This window comes from Hydrophilobacter chitinilyticus (assembly GCF_049860745.1).
In the GTDB taxonomy this organism is placed as follows: Bacteria; Pseudomonadota; Gammaproteobacteria; order Burkholderiales; family Burkholderiaceae_C; genus Rhodoferax_B.
In genome coordinates this window covers 2,330,288-2,343,042 of the sequence record NZ_CP187561.1, presented here as the reverse complement: position 1 = coordinate 2,343,042, position 12,755 = coordinate 2,330,288, and the positions used below count along the sequence as shown (strand labels likewise).

Annotated in this window: 10 protein-coding genes; 3 read left to right on the top strand and 7 right to left on the bottom strand. The window is 63.5% G+C overall.

Annotated elements, in window-relative coordinates:
* Positions 1-127 precede the first annotated feature (127 nt).
* Positions 128-652, top strand: coding sequence for a DUF1993 domain-containing protein (locus ACPWMG_RS10475; RefSeq protein ID WP_483304579.1), 525 nt, complete (start codon positions 128-130; stop codon positions 650-652).
* A gap of 2 nt (positions 653-654) precedes the next feature.
* Here the strand turns inward: ACPWMG_RS10475 and ACPWMG_RS10470 are convergent, their stop codons facing one another.
* From ACPWMG_RS10470 to ACPWMG_RS10440, 7 genes are all read right to left on the bottom strand, one after another.
* A complete protein-coding gene (locus tag ACPWMG_RS10470) occupies positions 655-1,704 on the bottom strand; it encodes an adenosine deaminase (RefSeq protein ID WP_483304578.1) in 1,050 nt (349 codons plus the stop codon).
* The gene (locus ACPWMG_RS10465) at positions 1,704-2,687 is read right to left on the bottom strand and encodes an aromatic ring-hydroxylating dioxygenase subunit alpha (RefSeq protein WP_483304577.1); all 984 of its coding nucleotides are present in this window, start codon (positions 2,685-2,687) and stop codon (positions 1,704-1,706) included. Before ACPWMG_RS10465 ends, ACPWMG_RS10470 begins: the two co-directional genes overlap by 1 nt.
* 69 nt (positions 2,688-2,756) lie before the next feature.
* The gene (locus ACPWMG_RS10460; RefSeq protein ID WP_483304576.1) at positions 2,757-3,917 is read right to left on the bottom strand and encodes a BMP family ABC transporter substrate-binding protein; all 1,161 of its coding nucleotides are present in this window, start codon (positions 3,915-3,917) and stop codon (positions 2,757-2,759) included.
* A gap of 79 nt (positions 3,918-3,996) precedes the next feature.
* Positions 3,997-4,917 (bottom strand): ABC transporter permease, encoded by a 921-nt coding sequence (locus ACPWMG_RS10455; protein ID WP_483304575.1) that lies wholly within the window; start codon positions 4,915-4,917, stop codon positions 3,997-3,999.
* On the bottom strand, positions 4,917-6,011 hold the full coding sequence (locus ACPWMG_RS10450; protein ID WP_483304574.1) for an ABC transporter permease: 1,095 nt from the start codon (positions 6,009-6,011) through the stop codon (positions 4,917-4,919). The genes ACPWMG_RS10455 and ACPWMG_RS10450 overlap by 1 nt, the downstream gene beginning before the upstream one ends.
* On the bottom strand, positions 5,998-7,548 hold the full coding sequence (locus ACPWMG_RS10445; RefSeq protein WP_483304573.1) for an ABC transporter ATP-binding protein: 1,551 nt from the start codon (positions 7,546-7,548) through the stop codon (positions 5,998-6,000). Before ACPWMG_RS10445 ends, ACPWMG_RS10450 begins: the two co-directional genes overlap by 14 nt.
* A gap of 83 nt (positions 7,549-7,631) precedes the next feature.
* Complete coding sequence (locus ACPWMG_RS10440) at positions 7,632-8,588, bottom strand: LysR family transcriptional regulator (RefSeq protein WP_483304572.1); 957 nt, start codon at positions 8,586-8,588, stop codon at positions 7,632-7,634.
* Between the two features lie 140 nt (positions 8,589-8,728).
* On the opposite strand from ACPWMG_RS10440, the gene xdhA reads away from it, so the two are divergent.
* A complete protein-coding gene (gene xdhA, locus ACPWMG_RS10435) occupies positions 8,729-10,210 on the top strand; it encodes a xanthine dehydrogenase small subunit (protein ID WP_483304571.1) in 1,482 nt (493 codons plus the stop codon).
* Complete coding sequence (xdhB, locus tag ACPWMG_RS10430; RefSeq protein ID WP_483304570.1) at positions 10,207-12,567, top strand: xanthine dehydrogenase molybdopterin binding subunit; 2,361 nt, start codon at positions 10,207-10,209, stop codon at positions 12,565-12,567. Before xdhA ends, xdhB begins: the two co-directional genes overlap by 4 nt.
* Positions 12,568-12,755: the final 188 nt, after the last annotated feature.

The following is a 12,755-nucleotide window of genomic DNA, read 5'->3' as shown; positions in this document are numbered from 1 at the left end:
CAACTCTGATGCGCTGTGCATGGCGCCTTGCGCTCGCCCACAACGGGCGCGAGGTCTTCGCCAGTGCTCATCAGGCGGTGGGCGCCGGGTCGATATTCTGACCCGCCCACCAGCCTAGGAAAAACAAATGTCTGTCTCCATGCAGCGCCTCACCCTGCCCTTGTTCAAGCGGGGCTTGAATGTTCTGGCCCACTACCTCGACACGGCGCAAGCCTTTGCCACGCAGAACAACACCGACCCTCAGCTTTTGGTCGACGCCCGCCTGGCGCCCAACATGCTGAGCCTGGCCGGCCAGATCCAGCGCGCCAGCGACACCTCGAAAAATGCCATCGGCCGCCTGACCAGTGTGGCCGCACCGCGTTTTGAAGACAACGAGACCACTTTGGCGCAACTGCAAGAGCGCATCGCCAAAACCATTGCATTTTTTGACAGCGTAGAAGCCGCTGCGCTGGATGGCGCCGAGCACAAACCGGTGTCACTCAAGTTCGGCAAAGTGCAGGCTGATTTCAGCGGCGACGAATACCTGCTGACCTTTGTGCTGCCCAACTTCTACTTCCACGTCGCCACCGCCCATGGCATCTTGCGCCAGCAGGGCGTGCCGATTGGCAAGGCCGATTACCTCGGCCCGTTCAACGGCACAACCGTGGACTGACGTTAAACGCCTGACGCCACGCTTTCAAACACGGCATCCACCCGATCCACAAACGCACGCTTGGCCGCGTCGTCAATAAAGCTGGCTTCGAAGCTGTTGCGCGCGAGTGCGTAGGCGTGTTGGGCATTCAAGCCCGTGGCCGAAAACGTCTGCACGAAGTTGGCGTTCATGTAGCCGCCGAAATACGCCGGGTCGTCGGAGTTGACGGTGGCCATCAAACCCGCGTCGAGCAGCGCGCCGAGGTTGTGGTCGCCCAGGTTGGAAAACACACACAGCTTGAGGTTTGACAGCGGGCACACGGTCAGCGCAATGCGGTCTTTGGCCAGACGTTGCATCAGCGCAGGGTCTTTGCTGGACTGCACACCGTGGTCGATGCGCTCGACCTTCAGCACATCGAGCGCGCTCCACACATAGGCAGGAGGGCCTTCTTCGCCCGCATGCGCGACCAGGTGCAGGCCCAGGTTGCCGCAGCGTTCAAACACCTTGGCAAACTTTTCGGGTGGGTGACCAAGCTCGCTCGAATCGAGCCCCACGCCGATGAAGTAGTCGCGGAACGGCAGCGCCTGCTCCAGTGTTTCAAAGGCTTCTTCTTCGCTCAGGTGGCGCAAGAAACACAGGATCAGCGCCGCGCTCACGCCAAGTTGCGATTGAGCATCCACACACGCACGGTGCAGGCCTTTGATGACCGTCTCCATGCTCACGCCGCGCGCGGTGTGGGTTTGCGGGTCAAAGAACATCTCGGTGCGCAACACGTTCTCGGCCGCGGCCTTGCGCAGGTAGGCCCAGGCCATGTCGTAGAAGTCTTGCTCGTGGATCAACACGCTGGCGCCGGCGTAGTAGATGTCCAGAAAGCTTTGCAGGTTGGTGAAGGCGTAGGCCTTGCGCAGGTCTTCCACGCTGGCGTACGGCAGGCTGATGTTGTTGCGCTGGCCCAGTGCAAAAATCAGCTCGGGCTCGAGCGAGCCTTCGATGTGCATGTGCAGCTCGGCCTTGGGCATGCGGCGCAGCAGCTCGGGCAAACGATCTGCAGAGATGGTGGGGACTGAGTACATCAGCAAACTCCAAAGGTGATGCCGCTGTTCTTCAGAAAGCGGCGGTAAGCGGATGATGCCTTGTCGGCGGCGGTGTGCAACTCGGCGCGTAGGTCGAGTGGCAGGCATTTGGGGCGTTGCGACTCCAGCACCGGCTGGTCTTGCGTGAAGATGGTGTGCTGAAACGCCTGCAGCTTCTCGTCGCTCGATTCAAAGTCGGCCATGGCCAAGCGAAACCAGACCCGGCTGGTCTCCGGCGTGAGCGGGCAGATGAACAGGCCGATGGCCTCACGCCAGCCATCGGGCGCGGTGCCGCCTTCGGGCACCTTGGTCAGCACGGCGCTGTACGGCGCGGTGACTTCGTAGGTGTACTCCACTTGCGCGGGCGCGGTGGAGTGCAAATTCGACTGTGGTTGCCAGGCCTTGCAGCCGGTCGCGCGCAGACCCGTGGGCTTGGATTCGACCTGGTAATCGTCTACGCTGGTGGCATCGCGCGAGCCGAGCCAGCCTTCGTGCACAAAGCCGAAGTGCGACAGATCCAGAAAATTCTCGATGATGCGCGGGGCGCTGGCGGCAACGTCGTAAGGGCCGCAGTTGAGCTTGCGCAGGCGGGCATCGGCTTCGGCCAGGAAGGCGGGCAATTCGACCTCAGCGCCTTCGGTGGCATTCAACCGCACCCACAACAAGCCATGCGCTTCGCGCACGGCAAAGCGCTTGGCGCAGTTGCTGGCGGGCGGTTTAAAACTGGGCAGCGCAGGCACCATGGTGCATTGGCCATTGCCCGCAAAACGCCAACCGTGGTACGGGCACTCCAGTTGGCCGTCGCGCACCTGGCCGAGCGACAGCCGCGCGCCACGGTGCGGGCACTGGTCGGCAAAGGCTTGCACGGCGCCTTCTGCATCGCGCCACAACACCAGGTCTTGGCCCAGCAGTTGCACGGGCACGGGTTGGGCGGCTACATCGGCTGGCTGGGCAACGGGGTGCCACTGGCTGGCTTCAAACATTCAACGTTCTCTCAAATTCAACAATAAAAAAGGGCCGCCCATAGGCGGCCCTCCTCGCAAGCCGCAGGCTTACTTCTTGTCGCTACCGGGCACTTTACCTTCCACGCCCTTGACGTAGAAGTTCACGCCGCCGAGGAACTTGTCGTCGGCCACGGTGTCCTTGGCCAGGACTTCCTTGCCGGTGTTGTCCAGCAGCGGGCCCTTCCAGATGGAGAAGCTGCCGTCGGTCAGGCCCTTCTTCACTTCTTCAACCTTGGCCTTGGTTTCGGCTGGCACGTCTTCGGCGATGGAGACGATGTCGATCGCGCCTTCCTTCACGCCCCACCAGCTTTGACCGGTAGCCCACTTGCCTTCCAGCACGTCGTTGGTGGCCTTGATGTAGTAAGGCGTCCAGTTGATGATGGAGGAAGCCAAGTGCGCCTTGGGGCCGTAGGCGGTCATGTCCGAATCCCAACCGAAGGCGCGCTTGCCCTTTTCCTGTGCCGTCTTCAGCACGGCTGGGGAGTCGGTGTTTTGGAACAACACGTCAGCGCCACCGTTGATCAGCGAGGTCGCAGCTTCGGTTTCCTTCGGTGGGCTGAACCATTCGTTCACCCACACCACCTTGGTCTTGATCTTGGGGTTGACGCTTTGAGCGCCCAGCGTGAAGCTGTTGATGTTGCGGATCACTTCAGGAATTGGCACCGAGCCCACCACGCCCAGCGTGTTGGTCTTGGTCATGGCACCGGCGATCACGCCAGCCATGTACGCGCCTTCGTAGGTGCGGCTGTCGTAGGTGCGCAGGTTGTCGGCGGTTTTATAGCCGGTGGCATGCTCAAACTTGACTTCCTTGTTGTCGGCGGCGACCTTGAGCATCGACTCCATGTAGCCGAAGGTGGTGCCGAAGATCAGCTTGTTGCCTTGACCGGCCATGTCGCGCAGCACGCGCTCGGCGTCAGCCGATTCGGGCACGCTTTCGACGAAGCTGGTGACGATCTTGTCGCCGAATTCCTTTTCCAACGCCTTGCGTGCGTTGTCGTGTGCAAACGACCATCCACCGTCGCCCACGGGGCCAACATACGCGAAGGCGATCTTCAGCGGTTCTGGCTTGGGTGCGGGGGCTGCGGCAGCGGGTGCGGGCGCAGGTGCTGGAGCGGGCTCTTCCTTCTTGCCGCAGGCGGCCAGGGTGGCCACCGTCAGCGCAGACAGCGCGGCCAGCTTCAGCATGGAACGTTTTTGGTTGTCGGTCATTTCAAGTCACTTTCAGGCTGGGTCAAAAAAACAAAAATACGGTCAGGGGAACCTCGGCTGGCCGAGGTGTAACGAAAGATTATGAACCCGGATAGAACGGTTTCCCGAGCGAGGCCGGCATGTTGATGCGAATCCACGTGGGGTTACGCGAGATCAGCGCCAGCACCACCACGGTCGAAACATACGGCAGCATGCTCAAGAATTCACTCGGGATTTGCACGCCCACACCTTGCAGGTGGAACTGCAGCATCGTCACGCCGCCGAACAGATAAGCCCCCAGCAATACCCGTGCCGGGCGCCAGGTGGCAAAGGTGGTGAGCGCCAAGGCGATCCAGCCCTTGCCGGCCACCATGCCCTCAACCCACAGCGGTGTGTAGACCAGCGACAGATAGGCGCCCGCCAAGCCGCACAGGGCGCCGCCAGCCACCACCGCCGCAAAACGGATGCGCCGCACGGGGTAGCCCAGCGCATGCGCCGACTCGGGCGACTCGCCCACCGAGCGCAGCACCAGCCCGGCACGCGAGCGGTACAGGAACCAGATCAGCGCCGCCACGCCCAGCATGGTGATGTAGACCATGGGGTGCTGGCGGAACAGCGCCGGGCCAATGAACGGAATGTCGCCCAGCACCGGAATGTGGAATTGCGCGCGCTCCGGCAGCTTGGCCTGCACGTAGCGAATACCCATGAAGGCCGAGAATCCGGCACCAAACAAACTCAGCGCCAAACCGGTGGCCACCTGGTTGGTGTTGAGCCAGATCACCAGCAGGCCGAAAACGGCGGCCAGCAAAGCGCCAGCGCTCGCACCGGCGGCAAAGCCCAGCCAGTCGCTGCCGGTGTTGACCACCGTGGCAAAACCGGCAATCGCGGCGCAGAGCATCATGCCCTCAGCGCCCAGGTTCAGGATGCCGGCCTTCTCGTTGATCAACAGGCCCAACGCGGCAATCGCCAGCACCGTGCCGGCGTTGAGGGTCGAGGCCAAAAGCAGTGCGTAGGAGTCCATCACTTGGCTCCTTCTACGGCAGCTGCAGGGGTGCGCACGGTGCCCACCCAACGAAGTTTGTAGGCGATCAAGGTGTCACTCGCAAGCAAGGTAAACAACAGCAGGCCCTGGAAGACCCCGGTAATCGATTTCGGCAGGCCCAGGCGCGACTGCGCGAGCTCGCCACCGATGTAGAGCATGCTCATCAGCACCGCCGAAAACACCATGCCCACCGGGTGCAAGCGCCCCACATAGGCCACGATGATGGCGGCAAAGCCATAGCCCGCTGGCACGTACGGCGTGAGCTGGCCAATCGGCCCGGCCACTTCCAACGCGCCGGCCAAGCCAGCCGCACCGCCAGAAGTCAGCAGCGCCAGCCACAAAGCCTTGCGCGATGAGAAGCCCGCGTAGCGTGCCGCCGCCGGTGCCAACCCGCCCACCTGCTGCGCAAAGCCGGCGCGTGTGCGGAACAAAAATACCCACAGCCCGGCCACACCCAGCAACGCCAGAATCAAACCGATGTTCATGCGCGAACCGGCCATCAGGCGCGGAATCTTGGTGGCTTCGGCAAACTGCTTGGTCTGCGGGAAGTTGTAGCCCGCTGGGTCTTTCCACGGGCCAAACACCAGAAAGCTCAGCACCATGGCGGCCACGTAGACCAGCATCAGGCTCACCAGAATCTCGTTGGCGTTGAAGCGGTCGCGCAGCAGCGCCACAATGCCGGCCCACACCATGCCGCCCAGCACACCGGCCAGCAACACCGGCACCACAAACCAGCCGCCGGTGCTGGCGTCGGCCATCAGCGCCACCCCCCCGGCGAACACCGCGCCGATGATGTATTGGCCCTCGGCGCCGATGTTCCACACGTTGGAGCGGAAGCACACGGCCAAACCGAGGGCGATCAGCAACAGCGGCGTGGCCTTGACCATCAACTCGCCCAAGGCGTAAGGCGTTTTGATGGGCTCCCAGAAGAACACCTGCAGCCCGCGCACCGGGTCTTTGCCCAGTGCCCAGAACATCAGCACCCCGATGACCACGGTGACCAGCAGCGCCAGCAAGGGTGAGCCGTAGCTCCAGAATTTGGACGGTTGGGGGCGCGGTTCAAGCTTGAGCATGTTGCACCTCCGCGCCTGCTGGCTTGGCAGATGTTGTGGATGTATTCCACAGCCCGCTCATCCATTCCCCAATCTGGGCCACCGTAGCCTCGGCCCGTGGGATCGAGGGCGACAGGTGGCCCTTGGCGATCACATGCAGGCGGTCGCAGATTTCAAACAATTCGTCCAACTCCTCACTCACCACCAACACGGCGCAGCCGGCATCGCGCAGCGCCAAAATTTCGCCACGGATTTGCGCCGCCGCACCCACGTCTACGCCCCAGGTGGGCTGCGAGACGATCAACAGCTTGGGCTTGGCGTCGATCTCGCGGCCGACAATAAACTTTTGCAGGTTGCCGCCCGAGAGCGACTTGGCCGCTGCATTCGGCCCGCCAGCCTTGACCTTGAAGCGCTCGATGATGCCGCGCGCCTGCTCTTGCAGCGCGCCCACCTTGACCCAGCCACTCGCGCCCACCGCGTCGGTGCGCGTGAGCATGAGGTTATGCGCCAGGCCCAGCGTGGGCACGGCGCCGCGTCCCAAACGTTCTTCGGGCACAAAATGCACACCCAGCTTGCGCCGGTGCGCCGGGCCCAACTGGCCGGCGGCCTGGCCGAAGATCTGCACCATGCCCGGCTCGGCACGTGTGTCTTCGCCCGACAGCGCGTACAGCAACTCGCGCTGGCCATTGCCCGATACGCCAGCAATCCCCACCACCTCGCCCGCACGCACCTGCATGGCGATGCCGTCCAGGTCCACGCCGAATTGGTCTTCACGCGCCAGCTTGAGGTTCTTCACTTCCAGCACCACCGGGCCGGTTTGCACCGCACGGTGCTCCAGCGCGGGCGGCTCGGCGCCAATCATCAGGCGGCTGAGCGAGGCGTTGCTTTCTTGCGTGGGGTTGCACACGCCCGTGACCTTGCCGCCGCGCAACACCGTGCAGGCGGTGCACAGCTCGCGAATTTCGTGCAGCTTGTGGCTGATGTAGAGAATGCTGCAGCCCTCGGAGGCCAGCTTCTTCAGCACCACAAACAGCTTCTCAACCGCCTGCGGCGTGAGCACCGAAGTCGGCTCGTCCAGGATCAGCAGCTTGGGGTTGGTGAGCAGCGCACGGATGATTTCCACACGCTGCATCTCACCCACACTCAAGGTGTGCACCGGGCGCGAGGGGTCGATGTCCAGGCCGTATTCGCTGGCCTTTTCGGAAATGCGGCGCGTGACCTCGGCCAGCGCCAGGCTTTTGTCCAGCCCCAGCCAGACGTTCTCGGCCACCGTCAGGGTGTCGAACAGGCTGAAGTGCTGGAACACCATGCTGATGCCCAACGCGCGCGCCTCTTGCGGGTTGCGGATGTGCACCGGCTGGCCGTTGAAGATCACGCTGCCTTCGTCGGGTTTGACCGAGCCGTAGATGATCTTCATCAGCGTGGACTTGCCGGCGCCGTTCTCGCCCAGCACCGCATGGGTTTCGCCGGGCATCACGGTGAGCGAGACGTCGCTGTTGGCCACCACGGCGGGGTATCGTTTGGTGATGTGGGCGAGTTGCAGTCGGGGGGTGCTCATGCGTGGCGGTTTATTGTTATGGACTGGGACAAGGTAAGCAAAGGTCGGATTGTCTCTGAAGCTGGCGGTGTTTCAGCGCTAAATCAGCGCTTGCGCAGGGCCAGCGCCACGGTCTTGATCTGTTCGCGTAGCCACACCGTTGCCGGGGAGGCATGGGTGCGTTCATGCCAGAGCTGGTAATACATCATGCGGGGGAACTCGATCGGACAGGGCAAGATTTTGACAGGAGAGCGAACACCAACACGTTCAGCGAAGCGTTCAACATAGCGTTCGCAATATTGGCGCCCGGTGGTCAACACCAGCAAGCTCGATGCCACCATGTCGGGAATCAGGCCAAAGTAGGCGCTGCGCGCGGTGATGCGGCGTTGCAGGCCCAGGCTGTCGAGGTGCTCGTCGATCACGCCACGCGCACCGGGGTGTGTGGGCGTGGGCGCTATGTGGTCGGCATCCAGCCAGGCGCGCACGTCCCAGCCACGGCGCACTGCAGGGTGTTCGGCACTCACCAGGCACACCACTTCGTCGCCAAACAAACGGCCCATGTGCAGCTCGGCCGGGGTGTGCTGCCAGTTGCCCACCACCACGTCCACCTGGCCCTGCGCCAGTTGCTGGGTGTACTGTGCTTCGGGCGACAGCGGATGGATCTCGATGCTCGCCAACGGCGCTTCAAGCTTGATGTGCGCCACCAGGCGCGGCAGAAACAGCGGGTCGAGGTAGTCGCTGGCGGCCACGCGAAAGGTGTTGTTCGCCACCTTGGGCGTGAAGCCACGCGCCTGGGCAAACAGCGACTCGGCGGCACGAAGAATGCTGGCACTCGGCTCAACCATGCCCATTCCCACCTGTGTAGGCACCATCCCGGCGCCCGAGCGCACCAAAAGAGGGTCGCCCGACAAATCACGCAGCCGCTTCAACGTGGCGCTCACCGCTGGCTGGGTCATGCCCAGGCGGATGGCGGCGCGGGAAACACTGCGTTCAGTAAGCACGGTATGCATGACCCTGATGAGATGGAGGTCGATCTTGTCGAAAAGCGCTTGGTCTCTCATATTGCGTTGGACATGCTGTTCATATGCTGGCGTTGATATTGTCGTGTGGGAGTTCGGCGTACCCTGTCTCATCGATTGCAAAACAGCTATAACCAGAAGTGAAGCAGGCCCATGAGCTTGCCATCCAGGATCCCCACCCCATGACCACACAACCCCTACGATTCATCCGCCAAGGCCAGGTCGTCCAGCTCGACACTGTAGCGCCCACCCGCACCCTCTTAGAAGTGCTGCGTGAAGACCTGCACTGCACCGACACCAAGGAAGGCTGCGGCGAAGGCGACTGCGGCGCCTGCACCGTGGTGCTGGGCGCTGTGGAATACGGCGCGCTGCGTTACCGCGCGGTCAACAGCTGCATTCGCCTGGCGCACTCGGTGGACGGCATGGCGGTCTGGACGGCACAAGATTTGCCCGCCGTTGACGGCACGCTGCACCCCGCGCAAGAAGCCATGGTGCAGTGCCACGGCTCGCAATGCGGCTTCTGCACACCGGGTTTTGTGATGAGCCTGTTTGGCATGTACCAGAACCACACGGCGAAAGGCCAGCCTATTGACCGCGCGCTGGCGCAGCAAGACCTGTCGGGTAACCTGTGCCGCTGCACCGGCTACCGGCCGATTCTGGACGCGGCGCAGCACATGGCCACCCTGCCCCCGGTCAAGGTCGATGAAGCCAAACTGCTACAACAACTGGAGCAGCTTGCGCAAGCACAGAGCGCGCCAGCGGTCAATTTAACCCAAGCCCCAAGCTACCTGTCGCCACGTACCCTGGCCGAGCTGTGCCAGGCCCGCAGTGCCCACCCACAAGCGCAAATCGTTGCCGGGTGTACCGATGTCGGCCTATGGGTCACCAAGATGCACATGCAGTTTGCGCAGGTGCTCGACGTCACCCAAGTGCAAGAGCTACGCCGCATCACCAGCGGCGCCACCCATACCCAAATCGGCGCCGCCGTGCCGCTGCAAGACGCGTTCACCACCCTGGCCGCTGACCGCCCACAACTCAAAGCTTTTGCGGCCCGCTTCGCCGGCCTGCCGGTGCGCAACTCGGGCACGCTGGGGGGCAACGTGGCCAACGGCTCGCCCATTGGCGACAGCATGCCGCTGCTGATAGCCCTGGGCGCACAAGTGCGCCTGGCCAGCAGCCGAGGCGAACGTGCCCTGCCGCTCGAAGACCTGTACACCGGTTACCGTAAAAACGTGATGGCCGCAGACGAAGTGCTGGCCTTCATCGACGTGCCCCAGGCGAGCGCGGGCGAGCTGATGCGCATCTACAAAATCTCCAAACGTTTTGACGACGATATTTCGGCCGTTTGCCTGGCGCTGAGCCTGCGCATCGAGGCTGGCGTGGTGGCCAGCGCCTCGATTGGTGCGGGCGGTGTGGCGGCCACCCCGGTGCGCGCGCGCCAACTGGAGGCCGCGCTCACGGGCCAGCCCTGGACGGAAGCCACCGTTCGCCACGCCATGCAGGTGCTGCGCGCCGAGTTCCAACCGATCTCTGACATGCGTGCATCGGCCGCCTACCGCACCGAGGTGTTGGGCAACCTGCTGTGGCGCTTCTGGCTGGAGAGCCAAGGACAGCAAGCCATCAACCTCGAATCCATCTCGACGCTCTCGTTGGAGGCTGTATGAACGCGCCCGACAAAGTGAAACTGCAGCCTGACGCCGCCAGCAACGCAGCGGGTGTGTCGCGCTTCCACGAAAGCGCGCGCGCCCAAGTGGTGGGCGCCGCGCCCTACATCGACGACCTGCCCGAAGTGCGCGGCACCTTGTACGCCGCGCCCATCCTGTCGACCGTGGCGCACGGCAAGCTGCGCGGTGTGGATGACAGCGCCGCGCGTAGCATGCCCGGTGTGCGCGCCGTGCTGCTGGCCAAGGACATTCCCGGCGACCCCATCCTCGCCGCCTTTGGCCACGACGAACCGATCTTCGCGGTGGACACCGTACAGCACGTCGGCCAGGTGGTCGGCCTGGTGGTCGCCGCCAGCATGATGGAAGCGCGCCGCGCGGCCCGTAAAGTCAAGCTCGACATCGAACCCCTGCCCGCCGTGCTGAGCGTGCACGAAGCACTGGCCGCGCAAAGCTACGTGCTGCCGCCGGTATTTGTGCGCCGCGGCAATGCGGCGCATGCCCTGGCCAGTGCACCGCACACTTTGAAGGGCACGCTGGAAGTCGGCGGCCAAGAACACTTCTACCTGGAGGGCCAGGTGGCCTACGCCCTGCCGCTGGAGCAAAACCAGTGGCTCATCCATTCGAGCACGCAGCACCCGGGCGAAGTGCAGCATTGGGTCTCGCACGCCTTGGGCCTGCCCAACAGCGCGGTGCGTGTGGAATGCCGGCGCATGGGCGGCGGTTTTGGCGGCAAGGAAACCCAGGCCGGCCATCTTGCAGTGTGGTCGGCCATTGCGGCGCACAAGCTGCGCTGCCCGGTGAAGCTGCGCCTGGACCGCGACGACGACTTCATGATCACCGGCAAGCGCCACCCGTTCGCCTACCAATACACCGCAGGCTTTGACGACACCGGCCTGCTGCAAGGCCTGCAGTTGCAGATGGCGGTGAACTGCGGCTTCAGCGCCGACCTCAGCGGCCCGGTGGCAGACCGCGCCGTCTTCCACGCCGACAACGCCTACTTTCTGGCCGACGTGGACATCGCCTCGTACCGCTGCAAAACCAACACCCAGAGCCACACCGCTTTCCGTGGCTTTGGCGGACCGCAGGGCGTCATCGTCATCGAAACCATCTTGGGCGACATTGCACGGCAACTCGGTCTAGACCCGCTGGCCGTGCGCCGCCGCAACCTGTACGACGCCGCGCCGCCGGTCGGCACCGATGCGCCCATCACCCCAACATCGCGCAACGTCACCCACTACGGCATGAAGGTGGAAGACAACATCCTGCATCCGCTGCTGGAGCAACTCGAAAAAACGTCGCGCTACCAAGAACGCCGAACCTCGATTGCTGCGTGGAACGCCACCAACCCGGTCATCAAGCGAGGCATCGCCATCACGCCGGTGAAGTTCGGCATCTCGTTCACCGCCACGCTGTTCAACCAGGCCGGTGCGCTGGTGCACGTCTACACCGATGGCAGCGTGCAGGTGAACCACGGCGGCACCGAGATGGGCCAGGGCCTGAACACCAAGGTGGCGCAGATCGTGGCCGATGAATTGGGCGTGCCCTTCCACACCGTGCAGGCCACGGCCAGCGACACCAGCAAGATCCCCAACGCCTCCGCCACGGCAGCGTCCAGCGGCACCGACCTGAACGGCCGCGCCGCCCAATACGCCGCGCGCAACGTGCGCGACAACCTGGCCAGCTTTGTGTGCGGGCTCGACAGTTGCGGCGCCGGGGCCATTCGCTTCAAGGGCGGCGAGGTGATCTCGCCCACCACCACGCGCAGCTTTGCCGACGTGGTGCAGCAGGCCTACGCCAATCGCATCCAGTTGTGGAGCGACGGCTTCTACCGCACGCCCAAGATCCACTACGACAAACACACGCTTACCGGCCGGCCGTTCTACTACTTCGCCTACGGCGCGGCCTGCAGCGAAGTGGCTATCGACACCCTCACCGGCGAGAGCCGCGTGCTGGCGGTAGACATCCTTCACGACGTCGGCACCTCCATCAACCCGGCCATCGACGTGGGCCAAATTGAGGGCGGCTTCATCCAGGGCATGGGCTGGCTGACCACCGAGCAACTGGTGTGGAACGACAAGGGCGTGCTCAGCACCCACGCCCCCAGCACCTACAAAATCCCCGCCACGGGCGACGTGCCCGCACACCTGAAGGTCGACCTCTGGCCCGAACCCAACCGCGAAGACAACGTGTTTGGCAGCAAGGCCGTGGGCGAGCCGCCGTTCATGCTCGGCATCAGCGTGTTTGAGGCGTTGAAAGACGCCGTGGCGGCGGCGCGCGCCGATGGCGCCGTGGTGCAATTAACGGCGCCAGCGACCGCCGAGAACGTGCTGAAAGCTGTCACCAAGGCGACTTCGTAACAGAGATACCAGTCGGTGCCAGGCTTGCATTGGCTGGCATTGCGGCGGCAAACAAGTCATACGTACCCCATCTTTTTTTTGGGGAAACGCAGTTCTGGCGCATCTCGCCCGATGGCCTTCCGCTGCAATGCAACATATGAAGATGCCAAATCCTGCGCCTTCAAGCGGCCGATTTGACGAATGTCAAT

Bases quoted from the DNA above. Each gene is read 5' to 3' on its own strand.
- ACPWMG_RS10460 (WP_483304576.1), bottom strand. From the start codon at position 3,917: ATGACCGACAACCAAAAACGTTCCATGCTGAAGCTGGCCGCGCTGTCT.
- ACPWMG_RS10470 (WP_483304578.1), bottom strand. From the start codon at position 1,704: ATGTACTCAGTCCCCACCATCTCTGCAGATCGTTTGCCCGAGCTGCTG.
- xdhB (WP_483304570.1), top strand. From the start codon at position 10,207: ATGAACGCGCCCGACAAAGTGAAACTGCAGCCTGACGCCGCCAGCAAC.
- ACPWMG_RS10475 (WP_483304579.1), top strand. From the start codon at position 128: ATGTCTGTCTCCATGCAGCGCCTCACCCTGCCCTTGTTCAAGCGGGGC.
- ACPWMG_RS10440 (WP_483304572.1), bottom strand. From the start codon at position 8,588: ATGAGAGACCAAGCGCTTTTCGACAAGATCGACCTCCATCTCATCAGG.
- ACPWMG_RS10465 (WP_483304577.1), bottom strand. From the start codon at position 2,687: ATGTTTGAAGCCAGCCAGTGGCACCCCGTTGCCCAGCCAGCCGATGTA.
- ACPWMG_RS10455 (WP_483304575.1), bottom strand. From the start codon at position 4,917: ATGGACTCCTACGCACTGCTTTTGGCCTCGACCCTCAACGCCGGCACG.
- xdhA (WP_483304571.1), top strand. From the start codon at position 8,729: ATGACCACACAACCCCTACGATTCATCCGCCAAGGCCAGGTCGTCCAG.
- ACPWMG_RS10450 (WP_483304574.1), bottom strand. From the start codon at position 6,011: ATGCTCAAGCTTGAACCGCGCCCCCAACCGTCCAAATTCTGGAGCTAC.
- ACPWMG_RS10445 (WP_483304573.1), bottom strand. From the start codon at position 7,548: ATGAGCACCCCCCGACTGCAACTCGCCCACATCACCAAACGATACCCC.